Below are 18069 nucleotides of genomic sequence, written 5' to 3'. Positions count from 1 at the left end.
GTCCAAAAGGACAGCCCTTTTCTGTATATAGCATTCGGAGAGATTAGAACCCGATAAAGGGTTCGCCAAAAGCCAAACGATGGACTTTTGAATCGCCGAAGGCGCTCAAGGGGCGAATGAGTTTAGATTTGGAGCAAAAGGATTTGATGATTCTCAATCACTAGCAGATTAATCATCAAAATTGGTAATACCAATTTACATCGGGCTAGCTTTTTTATACAACTCTGTTACTTTGTTGCCTTGGCTTTGTCACATTGCCATGTACTAGGAGTCGTTTTCAAGGAGTTGCCATGGAAAATATGTCTGAGCTACTAGCTCAAGCCGGCATGCTGATGCTGATGGGGATGGGCCTGGTGTTTATCTTCCTAAGCTTATTGATCCTGACCATCAAACTGATCGCTTGGCGTTTCGCGCCTACCACAAGCGACGCAATTTCTGAGCCGACTCATGGCAGTCCTGCCGGGTTGGACCCAAGCATAGTGGCCGCAATATCCGTCGCGGTTAATCGCTATCGCCGTCAAAAATCTCAATAACAAGAATATTCACGGAGTAGTTGCTCATGAGCAAGCCTTTAGCTTTAACCGAGTTAGTTTTGCGTGACGCCCACCAGTCAATATTGGCCACTCGCCTGCGTTTAGAAGACATGCTGCCCATCGCCCCTAAGTTGGACCAAGTTGGCTTTTGGTCGACCGAGAGTTGGGGCGGTGCCACCTTTGACGCGTGCATTCGCTATCTGGGCGAAGATCCTTGGGAGCGCATTCGCGAGCTAAAAAAGGTAATGCCAAATACGCCGCAACAAATGCTGCTGCGCGGCCAAAACCTGCTGGGCTATCGCCACTACGCCGATGATTTGGTCAATAAGTTTGTTGAGCGCGCTTATGACAACGGCGTTGAAGTATTCCGTGTGTTTGACGCCATGAACGATGTGCGTAACGTGCAAGAAGCGCTAAAAGCGGTGAAACGCGTGGGCGGTCACGCTCAAGGCACTATTTCTTACACGACGTCACCGGTCCACACGCTAGACACTTGGCTGGATATGGCCAAGCGCTTACAAGACTTGGAAGTGGACTCTATCTGTATAAAAGACATGGCGGGTCTGCTAAAACCTTTTGAAGCCTATGACCTGATTTCAGAGCTTAAAGCTCAGACCGGGCTTACCATTGCGCTGCATTGCCACGCGACCACAGGTCTAAGCGGCCCCACCTATCAAAAAGCCATCGAGGCGGGTGTGGATATCCTAGATTCGGCCATTAGCTCTATGAGCCAAACCTACGGTCACTCAGCAACTGAGACCATGGTGGCGATTGTTGATGGTACTGATCGCGATACCGGCTACGACATGGCGTTGCTTGAAGAAATCGCCGCCTATTTTCGCGAAGTACGCCAAAAGTACGCTCAGTTTGAAGGTGGCTTGAAGGGCATCGACGCGCGCATTCTGACGGCACAGGTGCCAGGCGGCATGTTGACCAACATGGAAAGCCAGTTAAAAGAGCAGGGCGCTGCTGACAAACTCGACCAAGTCCTTGAAGAAATTCCCGCGGTTCGAAAAGACTTGGGGTATTTGCCACTAGTCACTCCTACTTCGCAAATTGTCGGTACCCAAGCCGTGCTTAACGTGCTGACCGGCGAGCGCTACAAGTCGATTACCAAAGAAACCGAAGGGGTCCTTAAGGGCGAATATGGCGCAACCCCAGCACCGGTGAACAGCGAGCTACAAGCGCGCGTACTTGATGGTGGTGAGGCAATCACTTGTCGTCCGGCTGACAAGCTAGCGCCGGAATTTGAAACCCTATCGGCAGAATTACAGCAAAAGGCGAAAGCCGACGGTATACGTCTGGCCGATAATATTGCCGACGATACTTTAACCTACGCCTTGTTCCCGCAAATTGGTCTTAAGTTCTTGGCCAATCGCGACAATCCAGAGTCCTTTGAACCAGCGCCAAACGGCGTGGTTGAAGCGCCAGCGGCTGCTCCTACGTCAGCTAATAGCGAAGAGAGCTATGACGTAGTGGTCAATGGCCAAACCTATAGTGTGACGGTCGGGCCGCAGGGCAGCCTTGCCAACATTCAGCCTCAGTCGGCAGCACCCGCCGCTCCTGCACATGTGGCGACGCCAGCGCCTACTGCGGGCCAAGCAGAACCCATGGGTGCGCCGCTCGCGGGCAACATCTTTAAGGTGGTCGTGAGCCAAGGGCAGCAAGTGGCCAAAGGCGATTTGGTATTGATCATGGAAGCCATGAAAATGGAAACCGAAGTGCGTGCCGACCGCGATGGTCAAGTTGCGCAGCTATTTATCAAGGAAGGCGACGCTGTCAAAGTCGGTGAGCCTCTGATTGCACTGGCATAAGGAGCTCACATGGAAGGATTAATCGCCTTTTGGAGCGAGACGGGCATCGCTCACTTTGAACTTGGCCAAATACTGATGATTGGTGTTGGCTGTGGTCTGCTGTTTTTAGCCATCGCCAAGGGTTTTGAGCCCTTGCTACTATTGCCTATGGGGTTTGGCGCGATTCTGGCCAATATTCCAAACGCCGGCTTCACTGATCCCGGTGGTTTGTTGTATTACGTCTACTCGGTTGGTGTGGGGACGGGAATATTCCCACTGCTGATCTTTATGGGCGTGGGTGCTATGACCGACTTTGGTGCGCTAATTGCCAACCCAAAAATGCTGTGGTTGGGTGCTGCCGCTCAGTTCGGAATTTTCGCGACTTTGCTTGGTGCGATTGGACTGAATTTAGTGCCAGGGTTTGAATTCAGTCTGCAAGACGCGGCGGCGATTGCCATCATTGGCGGTGCCGATGGGCCCACCGCGATTTTCCTCGCCAGTCGCTTGAGTCCGGACTTGCTTGGTGCCATCGCAGTCGCGGCATACAGCTACATGGCGTTGGTGCCTATCATTCAGCCGCCAATCATGAAGGCGCTAACTACCAAAGCCGAGCGCGAAATCAAAATGGAGCAGCTTCGCGAAGTAAGTAAAACCGAGAAGGTACTGTTTCCGCTCGCCGTGCTTGGCGCCACTATCTTGTTCTTGCCGGCGGCAACCCCGTTGGTGGGCATGTTCTGTCTGGGTAACCTGATGCGTGAATCGGGCGTAGTCGAGCGCTTATCCCAAACCGCGCAGAACGAGTTAATTAACATAGTTACCATATTCTTAGGCCTGGGTGTGGGCTCAAGACTTTCGGCCGAGAAGTTTCTGACTTTGGAGACGCTAGGTATTTTGGGCTTAGGTGCGGTGGCCTTTGGTATTGGTACCGCAACCGGTGTCTTGATGGCTAAGCTGATGTGTCGTTTGAGCGGAGGCAAGGTCAACCCGCTTGTGGGCGCAGCTGGGGTGTCCGCGGTACCTATGGCGGCACGTGTGGTCAACAAGGTGGGCTTGCAGTCCAACCCGCAGAATTTCTTGTTGATGCACGCCATGGGACCGAACGTGGCTGGGGTATTGGGTTCAGCGGTAGCTGCGGGTATTTTGCTGGCGGTGTTGGGTTAAATCCTTCAGGTATTTCCTCGCGCGCTGGTGTCATTCCCTTGGCCGCCACCGTCATCCCTTTGTCCGCAGCCGTCATCCTCAGCTTGACTGGGGATCTACCCACTACCGTCATCCTCAGCTTGACTGGGGATCTACCTAGTTGCTGGTTGCAATTGGCTAGATTCCCTTTTTCAAGGGAATGACAGACGCGGAAAGGGAATGACTGACGTGGAGAGGGAATGACAAGCGCTACCCACTACCGTCATCCTCAGCTTGACTGGGGATCTACCTAGTTGCTGGTTGCAATTGGCTAGATTCCCTTTTTCAAGGGAATGACAGACGCGGAGAGGGAATGACAGACGCGGAGAGGGAATGACAGCTCTCCGTTTCTAATAAGCTAGCCAACAAAAAACCGCCAACAGGCGGTTTTTTTAGGCGCTTAGCACGGCCAACTACTGATATTGAGTCAGCCACAACATCAGCGACAAAAAGCCAATAATCGCAGTACTGGCGCCGATGATGATGAAATAACCTTTCTTGCCTTGCTCTATGCTCCAGCCATTGGCCAGCAAAAATAACGTCCAGCCTATACAGATTATTAGTGGTATTAAAAATAGGCGCGTCACACTAACTCCTTGAGCAAACAGATTTAAAAGGCCCCAGCGGGGCCTTTTTAAGTAAGCTTAGCCTCAATTGTCACGGCTGTGAACCTTTGTGATAAGCGTTAAGCAGCGCTTGCTTTTCCCTCATCTGGGGTTTCACTCGCCGGGGCTTCGCTGTTAAACACGACTTCATCCAGCAAACCTTCAGAGCGACCCACAACAACCGAGGTCATCATATCGCCAGTCACGTTAGTTGCGGTACGCATCATGTCAATGACTCGATCAATCGCGGCGATAAAGGCAATGCCTTCCAGCGGTAAGCCTACGGCGTTTAGGGTCACGGTGAGCATCACCATCGCAGAACCTGGAACACCAGCGGTACCTATGCTAGCTACAGTGGCGGTCACCATAATCAGCACGTAGTGGCCAAAATCCAGTGGAATGCCGTACAGCTGAGCGATAAAGATCGCCGCAATCGCCGGGTAAATACCGCCACAGCCATCCATGTTCATGGTCGCACCCATAGGCAGTACAAAGCTGGCATACTTCTTCGAAACACCCATGCCTTGGGTGGCACAACGGTTAGTCACAGGCAGAGTACCGAAGCTTGAGGCTGTGGTGTAGGCCACCAATTGCGCCGGCATGGCTTTGCGGAAGAACTGAATCGGACTGAGTTTGGCGACAAACTTAATCATGCCACCGTAGACAAAGATAATGTGGATAAGACAAGCGATGTAAATGGCCACAATGAACTTGGACAGTGGCAGTAGCGTCGCCAGACCGTACTCGCCAACCACCCAGGCCATCAAACCAAACACGCCAATTGGGGTTAGCTTTAGCACGTAGCGAGTCAATTGATACATGACCTCTGAGCCAGAAGCGATGAGCTTTTTCATCGGCTCGCCTTTCTCGCCAATGGCGTTCACCGAGATGCCCACCAAAATTGCGAACACGATGATCTGCAGCACTTTACCCTCGGCAAGTGCCGCAATGGGGTTCACCGGGATCATGTCGATGAGCACTTGTGAGAAGCTAGGGATCACTCGCTCCTTAACTTCGGCGGCTTGTAGCTGCACGCCAGCGCCCAAGTCCAAGAGGCTGCCGATACCCAGACCAATCAGTGACGCAATCGTCGCGGTTAGCATGAACATGCCTATGGTCTTGGCACCCAAACGCTTAAAGTTGGTGCTGTTGTCCATCGAGGTGAAGCTCACGGCAATGGCAAAGAACACCAAAGGTGCAACCAGCATTTTGATTAGGGCGATAAAGGCATCACCCAGGGGTTTTAGCGCGGTGGCCTGCTCGCCCAGCACTACACCTGCCAGAATACCTAAGCCAAAGCCCACTAGTACTTTTTGCCAAAAGGGCATGGCCCACAGTTTACTCATCATAATTTCAGTCTTTTGCGTCTCGTTATTAATTATCGCCCATGAACTTGCATTCCGGCGCCGCCAAGGCAGATGGCGAGCAGGGCAGTCTAAAAAGACTGTATGCTCAACACAATCTCAAAACCTTATATCATATAGCCAATCGATGGAACTCTTTGCGCGTGCATTAGCACAAGTTAAACATCAGGTTACAAATACCCATTGGGCACTGATGGCGATAATAAAATAGACCGGTTATTGTTTGTTTGGATTGCAAATTCCTTGGGTCTGGGCGGGCTTTTGGTTAGCCTTAGGCAGCGCTAGTGGATTGGTTAGACTGATCGACTGCGCAAACTTCAAAAGACTCACAGGAATTACTCGATGGCCGAACTCGGCTTAATGTTCATCACAGCACTGGCATCGGCCACCATTTTACCCGGGGGCTCAGAGGCCATGTTGGTGGGGCTGCTGCTGCGTGGTGAACAAGACACCACAGCTTTGCTGATCGTTGCCACCTTGGGCAACACCATAGGTTCGTTAACCAGCTATGGTCTTGGCTATCTGGGGCGGTTGAAATTCAAGCCCGGTGACAACCTAAGCAAAAGCCAGCAAACTGCGATGAACTGGGTTAATCGCTACGGCGTTTGGAGCCTGTTGTTGGCATGGACTCCGGTGGTCGGCGATCTGCTATGTTTATTAGCTGGTTGGCTTAAATGGCCGGTTGCCTTAAGCTCAGTGATGATCTTGATAGGTAAAGGCGTACGTTACTGGATATTAGCGGCGCTAACCCTGCACTGGGTGGGGTAGCGACAACACACATCATTTCGAAAAATACTGAGGCGCTTATGAAACTATGGACAGTGGCTGCAATTGCGGCCGTAGTGCTTACCGGATGCTCTGGCACAGGAACGCCAGACCCAGCACAAACCAGCCTTCCCGCTGGCATCACTCTGCAAGAAAGCGTTACCAGCAACCCAAGCGGGCTGGTAATCCCTTATCAAAAGTATCAACTCGACAATGGCTTGACCGTGATTTTGGCCAAAGACGACTCGGACCCTTTGGTGCATGTCGACATGACTTATCACGTGGGCTCGGCCCGCGAAGAGGCCGGTCGCTCGGGTTTTGCTCATCTGTTTGAGCACATGATGTTCCAAGGTTCAAAACACGTTGGCGATGACGAGCACTTTAAAATTGTCACCGAAGCCGGTGGTAGCATGAACGGCACCACCAACTCAGACCGCACCAACTACTTTCAGACAGTGCCCAAAAACCAGCTCGAGAAAATGCTTTGGCTTGAAGCGGACCGCATGGGCTTCTTGCTGCCAGCAATTACTTCCGAGAAGTTTGAAATTCAGCGCGAAACCGTGAAAAACGAACGGGCGCAGCGCATCGACAATCGTCCTTACGGCCGCATGTACGAGCGCGTGTCACAAGCACTTTATCCGCAAGGGCACCCGTATTCTTGGCCCGTGATTGGTTGGCCCGCGGACCTCGATGCCACCGAAGTGGCAGACGTGCGCAGCTTCTTTGCTCGTTGGTACGGTCCCAACAACGCCACGCTAACCATTGGTGGAGACTTTGATGATGCTCAAGCTCTGGCCTGGGTCAAAAAGTACTTTGGCAACATTCCGCGCGGCCCTGAAGTGACCAATATGTCTAAGGACTTAGTCACCTTGGATAAGGACCGCTACATATCAATGGAAGACAAGGTTCACTTGCCCTTGCTGATGATGACTATGCCCACGGTCTACGCGCGTCACCAAGACGAAGCGGCGCTGGACTTGCTGGCAGGCATTATCGGCGGCGGTAAAACCTCGTTGCTATACAAAAACTTGGTGAAATCGGGCGCTGCAGTGCAAGCGGGTAGCTCCCATCCTTGCCAAGAGTTGGCTTGTACCTTTAGTTTTTACGCGCTGGCCAATCCTGCCGCTTCACCAAAACTGGCGGACATGGAAAGCGCTATCCGCGCCTCGATTGCCGAGTTTGAAAGCCGCGGTGTTAGCGACGATGACCTTCTTAAAGCTAAAGTTAACTTCCGCGCCAGCACTATCTTTGGTTTGCAAAGCGTGTCCGGCAAGGTGTCTAAGCTTGCCTACAACCAAACCTTCTTTGACAATCCCAACTTGATTCAAGAAGAGCTCGACCGCTACGACGCGGTGACCAAAGCCGACGTGATGCGGGTGTTCAATCAGTACATCAAAGACAAGCCTATGGTGCTGATGAGCGTGGTACCCGAAGGGCAAACTGCCTTGATTGCCGCGCCGGACAACTTTGAAGCGCCTGCGCCGCTGACCGCCAAAGGTGGCCATGCCAAAGACGTTGAGCAAGCACAAATCGTCGACAACTTTGATCGCAGTGTGATGCCATCAGCGGGCGACAATCCCAGCTTAACCGTACCGAGCTTGTGGCAAACCCAGTTGGCCAGTGGTATTGCTGTGATGGGAACTCAATCGACTGAGACTCCGACCACCGAGGTCATGGTGTACTTTGCCGGTGGGCATCGCATGGAGGCGCTAGAGCAAGCGGGTGTGGCCAGCATGACAGCCGCCATGATGAGCGAAGACTCGCTCAAACGCAGCGCCGAGGAACTAACCCTTGAGCTTGAGAAACTGGGTTCGAGCGTGAGCTTCTCCGCCGGCGCTAGCAACTCTACGTTGCGGATCTCCACCCTGACCGAAAACCTCGATGCCACCTTGGCCATTGTTGAAGAGCGTCTAAAACAACCGGCATTTGCCCAAGACGATTTCGCTCGGGTCAAAGGCCAAGTGCTACAGGGCTTGCAACACAATGCCAAAGACCCGAACTGGATGGCTCGTACCGCATCGAGCAAAATTCTATTCGGCGACAAGTCAATTTTAGGCTTTCCATCGAGCGGTACTCTAGAGACTGTGAATGGGCTGACGGTCGATCAAGTCAAAGCCTTTTACGCCGAGCAGTATCAACCCGCCAAAGCTCAAGTGGTGGTGGTTTCCGATCTTGAGCAGCAACAGATACTGCCCAAGCTCGGCTTCCTTGCCGACTGGCGTGGTGGCGAGGAATTTGTCGCCTCACCGCTGGCCTTGCCCGAGCTCAAAGGCGGCACTCTGTATCTCATCGACAAGCCGGGTGCGGCTCAGTCGGTTGTGAGTATTACTCGCGTAGCCATGCCGTTTGACGCCACCGGAGATTACTTTAAAGCGCGCTTGATGAACTATCCCCTGGGCGGCGCCTTTAACAGTCGCATCAATATGAACTTGCGCGAAGACAAAGGCTACACTTATGGCGCTCGTTCTTACTTCTCAGGCAACGAAGAAGTGGGTCGTTTTGCCGCTGGTGCCTCGGTACGCACCGAAGTGACGGCCGCCTCGATTCAAGAGATGGTCAACGAGATCAACGGTTATCGCGATGGTGGCATTAGTGAAGATGAGCTGGCCTTTATGCGCGCGTCGATTTCTCAAGGACAGGCGTTGAAGTACGAAACTCCGTATCAAAAAGCGGGTTTTGTGCGTCAGATACAAAAGTATCAGCTGTCCAAAGATTTCATCGACCAGCAGTCTAAAATCATTGAAACCATTAGCAAAGGTGAGATTGATGCGCTGGCCAAGCGCGAGTTGGACTTGAGCAATATGGTTGTCATTGTGGTGGGTGACAAAGGGGTTATTGGACCGAGTCTCGAGCAACTTGGCTTTCAGATTGAGACCATGAGCTTGTAATGCGGCAAACCGCCCCCATATTGGGTTCAGGTGCAATGCGCCTGAACCCTTTTTGCGTTATTTTACCGCCGTTTGCCTTGGGGCAAAGGTGCAAAACTGATACAGTGGCCTCGTGCCTACAACAAGAGAATTAACCTTTTGAACTCCTTATCCGACACGCTGGCAGTACTGGCGACCCGGGACAATGCGAAAGCCTTGACCCGATTGAGTCGCGGGGTCGAGCGTGAAGCCCTACGAGTGGGCGACGACGGTCAGTTGGCGCAAGATGCGCACCCGCACGGGCTAGGCTCCGCCTTGACCCACCCATGGATCACCACTGACTACAGCGAAGCCTTGCTGGAGTTCATCACCCCGGTCAGCGATTCGGTCAACGAACTGATGGACAGGCTAGGGGACATTCACAAGTACACCTTAGAGACCTTACAACACCAATGGCTGTGGCCACTGTCCATGCCTTGTATGGTAAGCGACCCCAAAGATATCAAGATAGCTCAGTACGGCAGCTCCCACGGCGGTCGGATGAAGACTTTGTATCGCGAAGGCTTGACCCACAGGTACGGCGCGCCGATGCAGATTATCTCTGGAGTGCATTTCAACTTTTCGATTAGCTCAGAGTTATGGCAAGCGCTGCACCAGCATTCCGGCTCTGAACTGTCGTTGGATGAGTATCGCTCGCAAGGCTATTTTGGTCTAATTCGTAACTATCGCCGCTGGGTGTGGGTACTACCTTATTTGTTTGGCGCATCGCCAGCACTGTGTCGCTCTTTCTTGGGTGACAAAAAGCCAAATCTGCCATTTGAGACTTTGCCGCCGGGAACCCTGTATTTGCCTTACGCCACCTCATTGCGCATGAGCGATCTGGGCTACACCAACAAAGAGCAAGAAAACCTAGGCATCAGCTACAACGGCTTGAACCAGTATCTGACCTCGGTTAATCGCGCCATTCGTCAACCTAGCGAAGAATTCGCCAAAATCGGCGTAAAAGTTGACGGTGAATATCGCCAATTGAACGACAACGTGCTGCAAATCGAAAACGAGCTGTACGCGCCAATTCGACCCAAACGGGTGGCCCAAGCGGGTGAAACCCCGTCACAGGCGCTAGCTCGAGCTGGGGTTGAATACATTGAAGTTCGCGCGCTGGATGTAAATCCATTTAGCCCAATGGGCATTCGCCCTGATCAGATTCGAGTGCTGGATTTGCTATTGCTTACTGCTTTGATGACTCCATCAGCAGACATCAGCAGTGAAGAAGAGGCTGAGATCCAAGCCAATTTACAGGCGGTGATTTTGCGCGGTCGACAACCGGGTTTGCAGTTGACTAAAAACGGCGAGAGCGTGTCGCTGCGCAACTGGCTGGCTGAGCTGTTTGATCAATTCGCATTGGTGGCTGAGTGGCTCGATGGCTTTAATCCGGCCACGCCATACGCCGATGCTCTGGCGACCTGGCGCATCAGTGTGGATGAGCCCGAGTCGACCTTGTCCGGTCGTTTGTTGTCTGAACTGAAAGGCAGTGGTAGCTCGCAAAGTGAATGGGCAATGAAGTTGGCCAAAGGCTATCACCAATGTCTGAGTGAGTATTCGTACCGTCACTGGCACCAGCCAGATTTTGAGGGGGCGGCTGCGAGCTCTCATCAAGCGCAGAGCGAGCGTGAAGCTGCCGATACAGGCAGCTTTGACGACTTCTTAAGCGACTATTTTGATAAGGCGTTGGCTAAAGTATGAAGCACTGGAGCTGGTTAATTGTCGGATTGTTTTTGCTTAGTGGCTGTGCCACTAAAGCCGAGCGCAACGCTTGTTCGATAATCGCCAGCTATCAAACTCCAGAGCTTGAACAAAACCACTTTCGTCTATTGGTCACCGCCATCAATGACAAACCGGTAATGTCGCGTCCCATGTATCAGTTAGCGCCGGGTAAAGTGACTTTACAGCTGGTGGAACTTATCGACCATCCCGAGCTTGGGGTAGCGCCAGAGCAGCGTCATTTCGAAACCATGGAGCTCGATTTAAAACCCAACCTTCGCTATCACTTAGTGGCGCGATTTGTTGCAGCGAACGCCGATGGACCGGGCTACTGGGAACCTATCGTGGTGGAAACCGAAGTGTTTAACTGTTCGATGGAGCAGCCCTACGTGGCGCAGCCTGCGCAATAGGCTCAAAGATTAAGACTCGAATTCTAGTTGAAGAGATTTGGGCAAAAAAAAGTGGCGACATAGTCGCCACGATACCATTTAATCTGGTCATTACAGGCACTCATTGCGTACCTGAAAGGGAAGGATAATGATGAACGAAATAAATCAGTTCACTTATTCAGACTGGCCCTTTTTAAGAAAGTTCAAAGAAATTGGTTTTTTTTTGCTCAATTTGCATAAAAATTTAAAAACTTCCGTTTTTTTGGTGACTTAGCGAACGCTCATGCAAGCCTGACTTTACACGCTGATCGCCAACGGGCATGCTTGTAATCACTTTTGCGCTAATCACGTGTCAGGGAATAATGACCAAGTCACTTCGAAATCTGTTGTTGGCCGTAGGCACGGCTATGACTTTGGCCGGCTGCGCCGCTTCGCCACCCGCGGAGCCAGAAAACATTTGTGCCATTTTTAAAGAGAAACGCGACTGGTATAAAGCGGCGAAAAATACTCGTGAAAAATGGGGTGCACCTGAGCACGTCACCATGTCGATTATGTATCAAGAAAGCAGCTTTAAGCACAACGCCGCTCCTCCGATGCAATACTTTTTGGGCTTCATACCCATCGGTCGCGCCAGTAGCGCCTACGGTTATGCTCAAGCCAAAACCATTACCTGGGGCGATTACGTTAAAGAGACGGGCAACACTTGGGGTAAACGCAACGATTTTGACGACGCCATGGACTTCATGGGGTGGTATATCTACAAGAGCAACAAGGTTAACGGTGTGTCCAAATGGGACGCTTACGCTCAGTATTTGAACTACCACGAAGGCTGGGGCGGCTACAAGCGCGGCAGCTACCGCTCGAAGGCTTGGCTGATGAATGTGTCTAAGAAAGTCGACCGTCGGGCTAGCCAGTACTCGGCGCAGCTGCAAGGTTGTCGCGAGGACTTGGACCGCTCTTGGTTGTGGCGTTTGTTCTTTGGGTGATAAGAAAGCGATGTTTTTTACAGCTCTCACGTTTGTCATTCCCGCGAAAGCGGGAATCTAGCCATTAGCTACTCGCTAGATTCCCAGTCAAGCTGGGAATGACGGAAGGAGTATCATGCCACAATCCCAACACGCCGTTCACCGCCTGTTTCAAGCGCGTCTAGCGCGTGCCACGCGCCCCTTTAACGCCAGAGGCGGTAGCGTGCAACGTTGCCCACAGTGTCGCATCCACCAGGACTACTGCATGTGCGACTACCGCATCAGTATCGACACTCAAGCGGCGGTGCTTTTGTGCATGTTTGACGATGAGGTACTAAAGCCCACTAATACCGGTCGGCTGATTGCCGACCTGATTCCCGACACCCACGCCTACATCTGGTCGCGCACCGGCGATAATCGCGAAATGAAAGATCTATTGGCCGATCCCCAATACCAGCCATACTTGGTATTTCCCGGCCATTACGCTGGGCCTGAGCGAGTGGTTACTAAACCCAATACCAAAGCCGGTAAGCGTCCGCTATTCGTGTTGTTAGACGGTGCTTGGCGTGAGGCCGCCAAGATGTTTCGCAAGAGTCCTTGGTTAGATCACTTGCCAGTATTGTCGATTGAGCCTGAAGTGTTAAGTCGCTATGCGCTGCGCAAAGCCAGCCACGACTCGCAATTGGCCACCGCCGAAGTGGCGGCTCGAATCCTCGAGGTGATGGGGGAGAGGGATAACGCCGACACCTTAGACACTTGGTTTGAGTTGTTTAACGAGCGCTATCGCTTGGGCAGTCAACAATTTCACGGAGAAGGAGTCACCAAGGCCGGCTTATTGGAACAACCCGCCTTGGCCAAGTGGCTACAAAACCAAGTGGCAGCAAAAGTTAAATAAGCCGTCGGCCTAGCGAACCTCTACCTGCTCTTCAGACACCATGGCTTTGCCTTGCATGATGCTAATTTCAACGCGGCGATTGCGAGCGCGATTGACCGGACCGTCGTTGGCCACCAAAGGCTGATTTTGTGCCATGCCGCGTACCAGTAATCGATTTTCATCAAAGCCCTTTACCGAAATCATGGCGTGAGCGACGGCGAGGGCACGCTTGGACGACAAGTCCCAGTTGGACGAATACAGCTCATTGCTAATGCGAACATCATCAGTGTGGCCAGTTACCGTAATTTGTCCCGGCACATCGTTAAGTAGACGCGCCACCTTTTGAACTATGGGTCGAAACTGAGGTTGCAAGAAGCCTGAGCCGGACGAAAACGAGCCTTTTTCGCGAATTCGAATAATGATCTGTTGCCCTAATGACTCGACCTCTAACGCGCCATCGACAATTTGGTCACGCAGTTGCTCGGCCAGCTTCTTGGCGCGGCGATTAACCTGCTCTTGGGTCACCTGGTGGGACTCTTTCTTGCTGGCGGTTTCGGTATTTGGCTTGGCCGTGTCTGAGCTTCCGCCGCGCTGCAGGCCTTGTTGGAATTGCAGACCACCACTGGAGGGGTCTTCGCCTGGTTGGTATTCCAGCGTTTGCTGAGTCATGCGCTCGGTTTTCTGATTGATTATGTCAATCGGCGTTGGGTCCGGTCGACCTGGGCGAAACTCCAGCGCAATCACCGAAGTACCCTTGGGAATGTCTTTGATTTCCAGTTGGTTTTGCACACCAAAGGCGTACTTCATCGAGCCGGCGATCTGTTTGAACTTGAGTACGTCCATTTCCGAGAAGGCCAACAGCAGCACGAAGAAGCACATCAGCAAGGACATCAAGTCGGCAAAAGTTGCCATCCATGCCGGGGCGCCTGGCGGTGGGCACTTACACTTCTTCGCCATTCGCTATTCGTCCTCTGTGGTGCTAACCACGCGTTTCTTCTCGTGCAGGTAGTTCTTCAAGAAGCCTTCGATAACCCGTGGGTTTTGACCGTCTTGAATCGCCAGTACCGCGTCCATTATCAATTGACGGTTGAGCATCTCTTCGGCTTTGCGCAGATCCAGTTTATCGGCGATTGGAATTGCCACCATGTTGGCGAACATAGAACCGTACAGGGTGGTCAACAGTGCCACCGCCATCGCTGGACCAATGGCTTTTGGATCGTCCATGTTCGAGAGCATGGCCACCAGACCAATCAGAGTACCGATCATTCCCATCGCCGGGGCAACTTCGCCCAGTGAGCGGAAAATCTTAACCCCTGCGCTGTGACGCTCGTCGGTGAGCGAGATGTCTTTTTCAAGGGCGTCGCGCACTACTTCGGCGTCGTGGCCATCCACTAGCATGTCCACTGCGCGCTGCATGAAACTGTTGTTGATTTCCGCTTCTTCTAGGGCCAAAAAACCGCCTTTACGGGCCGCATCGGCCATGGTGACGGCTTGGTCAATCAGATCTTCTGGAGCATCCAGTTTGAACATGAAGGCTTTGGCCACTATTTTGGAGGAGCCGAAGAACTGCTTGAGGTTGAACTTCATCATCACCACGAACAGGGATCCGACAAATACAATCAGGATCGAGGGTATATTGACAAATATCCCTATCTCGCCGCCATTGAGCATGGCCATAACAACGAATGCGAAGGCGCCGACTAGGCCGATGAGCGTTGCTAAATCCACTAAATCTCCAACCTTATTATTTTGTGCTTATGATTGAGCGCGGGGTCTATGGTTACTTATGTATCGGTACAAAGCCAGCCAAGTTTAGGGAAAAAAAAATTTCGTTGAAAATAGTGTGCTACATCACGGAACTAGAGTGGTGCTAATTTGACCCAGCGCACGCCTTAGGATACCTTTTGAGCGCTAATCACATAGGAGTTTGTCGTGAGCGAAAACGCCAGCGAAATCAAGTTTGAACAAGCTTTAGCCGAACTGGAGCAAATCGTCCAAAACCTGGAGCAAGGTAACTTGCCACTCGAACAAGCGCTTGCGCAATTCGAACAGGGCATCGGTTTGCTTCGAAGCAGTCAGGCACGCCTGGAAAAAGCCCAGCAACAAGTGTCGATTTTGATGGGTAACAACCCAGAACTGGCGGACTTTGACAAAGAGGGGCTCGAATGAGCCAAGCCTCACTTGAGCTGGCCTTAGGCAATGCTCAAACTCGAGTCAATCAAGGCTTAGCCAATGCCATTGATGGTTTGGTGGAACTGCCAGCACCGTTAAAAGCGGCGATGCGTCATGGCGTGCTGCTGGGCGGCAAGCGAGTTCGCCCCTTTTTGGTGTATGCCATTGGCGAAACTCTCGGGGTGCCTGTTGAGCGTTTGGATAACGCGGCGATGGCCCTTGAGTGCATTCACGCCTACTCCTTGATTCACGACGATTTACCGGCCATGGACGACGACGAGCTGCGTCGCGGTCAGCCCACAGTTCACATCGCCTTTGACGAAGCCACCGGCATTTTGGCCGGCGACGCTTTGCAATCATTAGCCTTTGAGCTAATTAGCGCTGATATTCCAGACGTTTCCCCACAACAACAGCTAGCCCTGACACAGGCACTGGCAAAGGCGGCGGGTTATTCTGGTATGTGCGGCGGACAGGCGATGGACTTAGCAGCGACCGCCCAACACGTCGAACTCGACACTTTAATGCAACTGCATCGGCTCAAAACCGGCGCCTTGATCGAATGTGCCGCGCGTATGGCCTGTATCATCGCCAACGCCGATGCCAATAAGACGACTGCGTTCGCCCAGTACTCCCAGCACATAGGCTTAGCCTTTCAAGTCCACGACGATGTGCTAGATATAGTGGGTAACACAGAAGAGTTAGGTAAACCGCAAGGGTCTGATCTAGCCGCGGATAAAAGTACGTATCCACAACTACTGGGGCTTGAAGGCGCTCAGCAGACGGCGCGCAAACTGGTACAACAAGCACTAACATCTATTAGTGATTTGCCGTACAATTGCGGGATCCTTGAAGCGTTCGCCCAGTTCATCATCGAACGCAAGCAATAACCACGAGCAACTTTTGTTTCATGAGCCAAAATATTTCCGATTTTCCTTTGCTCGATCAGGCAGCCACACCTGAGCAATTGCGCCAACTGCCAGCCACTGAGCTGAAGCCCTTGGCCGACGAATTACGTGCCTGTCTGCTATCTTCGGTAAGCCAGTCCTCCGGACACTTTGCCTCTGGCTTAGGCACGGTAGAGCTAACCGTAGCGCTGCACTACGTATACAACACGCCGTTCGACCGCATTGTCTGGGACGTGGGCCATCAGGCTTACCCGCACAAAATTCTGACCGAGCGTCGCGACCAAATTACCAGTATTCGCCAAAAAGATGGGTTGCATCCATTCCCATGGCCCGCCGAAAGCGAGTACGACACCTTTGCTGTGGGTCACTCGTCTACCTCGATTAGTGCTGCTTTGGCGATGGCGATTGCCGCTGACAAAGAAGGCAAGAGCCGTAAAACCGTAGCGGTTATTGGCGATGGCGCCCTGACCGGTGGTATGGCGTTTGAAGCCCTTAACCACGCTGGTGACTTGCACAAAGACATGTTGGTTATCATCAACGACAACGAAATGTCGATTTCCGAGAACGTGGGGGCGCTGAATAACCATATGGCGCGTATCATGTCGGGTTCTTTGTACACCAGCATTCGCGAAAGCGGTAAAAAAGTACTGCAAGGCTTGCCGACCATCAAAGAGATGGCGCGTCGCACCGAAGAGCACCTCAAGGGCATGGTTGTTCCTGGTACTTTGTTTGAAGAGCTGGGCTTTAACTACATTGGCCCAATCGACGGACATGATGTTAACGGTCTGGTGGACACACTGAAGAATATGAGCCAGCTAAAAGGCCCGCAGATTCTTCATGTGATGACCAAAAAAGGAAAGGGCTACGCCCCTGCCGAAGCCGACCCAATCGGTTGGCACGCGGTACCTAAGTTCAACCCGTCGGAAATGAAAAAGCCGGCGGCGAAAAAATCACTGCCGACTTACTCGCAAATCTTTGGCCAGTGGCTGTGCGATGTGGCCGAGCAAGACGAGTCGATGCTGGCAGTAACCCCGGCAATGCGCGAAGGCTCGGGCATGGTGGAATTTAGCCGCCGTTTCCCTAAGCAGTACTTTGACGCCGCGATTGCCGAGCAGCACGCGGTAACTCTAGGCGCGGGTCTCGCCGCTTGTGGTCACCCGACTGTGGTCGCGATTTACTCGACCTTCTTGCAGCGCGGTTACGATCAGCTGATCCACGATGTAGCGCTACAAGAATTGCCAGTATTGTTCGCCATCGACCGCGCCGGGATTGTTGGCGAAGACGGACCGACCCACCAAGGGGCGTTCGACTTAAGCTACCTGCGCTGTATTCCAAACATGACTGTGATGGTGCCTAGCGACGAAAACGAATGTCGCCAGATGCTGTACACAGGCTACAAGCTAGGCAAGCCGACTGCGGTGCGTTATCCGCGCGGTGCGGGAATCGGCGCCGAGCCGCAAAAAGTGATGAGCGAAATGCCTATCGGCAAGGGCGTGGTGAAACGCCAGGGCCAAAGCGGTTACGCGCTGCTTAACTTTGGTCACCTCTTGTCTCACGCGCAAGACGCGGCCGAAGCGCACGACCTAACTGTGGCCGATATGCGCTTTGTGAAGCCATTGGACTTAGAGTTGATTGGCGAACTAGCAGAGACTCACGAGGGCTTTATTACCCTAGAAGAAAACGCCTTGGCCGGCGGTGCAGGCTCAGCGGTTCTCGAAGCCTTGCAAAGCATGGGCGTTTACAAGCCTGTGCTGACCCTTGGCCTGCCGGATGAGTTTATCAAACATGGCGCCACCGGCTTGGTACAAGCCGAGTTGGGACTAGATAGCGACAGCATCACTCAGCGTATTGGCGATTTTATTCAACGCTAGTTTCGAGCAGATAAAACACAGGCCCG

The 18069-nt window shown here is 52.5% G+C and carries 16 protein-coding genes; 12 read left to right on the top strand and 4 right to left on the bottom strand.

Going from position 1 to position 18069, the window contains the following annotated elements; genetic code table 11:
• Positions 1–290: 290 nt before the first annotated feature.
• The 3 genes from CLC93_RS01310 to CLC93_RS01300 are packed head-to-tail and all read left to right on the top strand — an operon-like array spanning position 291 to position 3487.
• Positions 291–533, top strand: coding sequence for an OadG family protein (locus CLC93_RS01310; protein WP_095504136.1), 243 nt, complete (start codon positions 291–293; stop codon positions 531–533).
• A 26-nt stretch (positions 534–559) separates the two neighbouring features.
• On the top strand, positions 560–2347 hold the full coding sequence (gene oadA / locus CLC93_RS01305; protein ID WP_095504135.1) for a sodium-extruding oxaloacetate decarboxylase subunit alpha: 1788 nt from the start codon (positions 560–562) through the stop codon (positions 2345–2347).
• A 9-nt stretch (positions 2348–2356) separates the two neighbouring features.
• Positions 2357–3487: a sodium ion-translocating decarboxylase subunit beta gene (locus CLC93_RS01300; RefSeq protein ID WP_095504134.1), complete on the top strand. Its 1131-nt coding sequence runs from the start codon at positions 2357–2359 to the stop codon at positions 3485–3487.
• Positions 3488–3918: 431 nt separating this feature from the next.
• On the opposite strand, the gene CLC93_RS17675 is transcribed toward CLC93_RS01300, so the two are convergent.
• Both CLC93_RS17675 and CLC93_RS01290 read right to left on the bottom strand, forming a co-directional pair.
• Positions 3919–4092, bottom strand: a complete 174-nt coding sequence (locus tag CLC93_RS17675; protein WP_095504133.1) for a hypothetical protein — start codon at positions 4090–4092, stop codon at positions 3919–3921.
• Between the two features lie 98 nt (positions 4093–4190).
• Positions 4191–5462, bottom strand: a complete 1272-nt coding sequence (locus CLC93_RS01290) for a dicarboxylate/amino acid:cation symporter (protein ID WP_095504132.1) — start codon at positions 5460–5462, stop codon at positions 4191–4193.
• Between the two features lie 354 nt (positions 5463–5816).
• Between CLC93_RS01290 and CLC93_RS01285 the strand changes: the two genes are divergently transcribed.
• From CLC93_RS01285 to CLC93_RS01260, 6 genes are all read left to right on the top strand, one after another.
• Complete coding sequence (locus CLC93_RS01285; RefSeq protein ID WP_095504131.1) at positions 5817–6242, top strand: YqaA family protein; 426 nt, start codon at positions 5817–5819, stop codon at positions 6240–6242.
• Between the two features lie 38 nt (positions 6243–6280).
• Positions 6281–9127: a M16 family metallopeptidase gene (locus CLC93_RS01280; RefSeq protein ID WP_095504130.1), complete on the top strand. Its 2847-nt coding sequence runs from the start codon at positions 6281–6283 to the stop codon at positions 9125–9127.
• Positions 9128–9265: 138 nt separating this feature from the next.
• The gene (gene gshA, locus CLC93_RS01275; protein WP_211286773.1) at positions 9266–10849 is read left to right on the top strand and encodes a glutamate--cysteine ligase; all 1584 of its coding nucleotides are present in this window, start codon (positions 9266–9268) and stop codon (positions 10847–10849) included.
• A complete protein-coding gene (locus tag CLC93_RS01270) occupies positions 10846–11277 on the top strand; it encodes a hypothetical protein (protein ID WP_095504128.1) in 432 nt (143 codons plus the stop codon). The genes gshA and CLC93_RS01270 overlap by 4 nt, the downstream gene beginning before the upstream one ends.
• Positions 11278–11618: 341 nt before the next feature.
• Positions 11619–12242, top strand: a complete 624-nt coding sequence (locus CLC93_RS01265) for a transglycosylase SLT domain-containing protein (protein ID WP_095504127.1) — start codon at positions 11619–11621, stop codon at positions 12240–12242.
• A 115-nt stretch (positions 12243–12357) separates the two neighbouring features.
• On the top strand, positions 12358–13116 hold the full coding sequence (locus CLC93_RS01260) for a tRNA-uridine aminocarboxypropyltransferase (RefSeq protein ID WP_095504126.1): 759 nt from the start codon (positions 12358–12360) through the stop codon (positions 13114–13116).
• Between the two features lie 9 nt (positions 13117–13125).
• On the opposite strand, the gene CLC93_RS01255 is transcribed toward CLC93_RS01260, so the two are convergent.
• Together CLC93_RS01255 and pomA are read right to left on the bottom strand one after the other, a co-directional pair.
• Positions 13126–14052: a flagellar motor protein MotB gene (locus CLC93_RS01255; RefSeq protein WP_095504125.1), complete on the bottom strand. Its 927-nt coding sequence runs from the start codon at positions 14050–14052 to the stop codon at positions 13126–13128.
• Positions 14053–14055: 3 nt separating this feature from the next.
• The gene (gene pomA, locus CLC93_RS01250) at positions 14056–14823 is read right to left on the bottom strand and encodes a flagellar motor protein PomA (RefSeq protein ID WP_095504124.1); all 768 of its coding nucleotides are present in this window, start codon (positions 14821–14823) and stop codon (positions 14056–14058) included.
• A gap of 204 nt (positions 14824–15027) precedes the next feature.
• Between pomA and xseB the strand changes: the two genes are divergently transcribed.
• From xseB to dxs, 3 genes are read left to right on the top strand one after another with little or no spacing between them, the layout of a single operon-like run.
• A complete protein-coding gene (gene xseB / locus CLC93_RS01245) occupies positions 15028–15264 on the top strand; it encodes an exodeoxyribonuclease VII small subunit (RefSeq protein WP_095504123.1) in 237 nt (78 codons plus the stop codon).
• On the top strand, positions 15261–16154 hold the full coding sequence (gene ispA / locus CLC93_RS01240) for a (2E,6E)-farnesyl diphosphate synthase (protein WP_095504122.1): 894 nt from the start codon (positions 15261–15263) through the stop codon (positions 16152–16154). The genes xseB and ispA overlap by 4 nt, the downstream gene beginning before the upstream one ends.
• A 20-nt stretch (positions 16155–16174) precedes the next feature.
• Positions 16175–18043 carry a 1-deoxy-D-xylulose-5-phosphate synthase gene (gene dxs, locus CLC93_RS01235; RefSeq protein WP_095504121.1) on the top strand — a complete coding sequence of 623 codons (1869 nt, stop codon included), beginning with the start codon at positions 16175–16177 and terminating at the stop codon, positions 18041–18043.
• Positions 18044–18069 lie beyond the last annotated feature (26 nt).

Source organism: Paraferrimonas sedimenticola (genome assembly GCF_002282855.1).
Taxonomy (GTDB): Bacteria; Pseudomonadota; Gammaproteobacteria; order Enterobacterales; family Shewanellaceae; genus Paraferrimonas; species Paraferrimonas sedimenticola.
The sequence above is the reverse complement of the archived record's forward strand: the minus strand, read 5'-3'. Positions and strand labels throughout refer to the sequence as shown.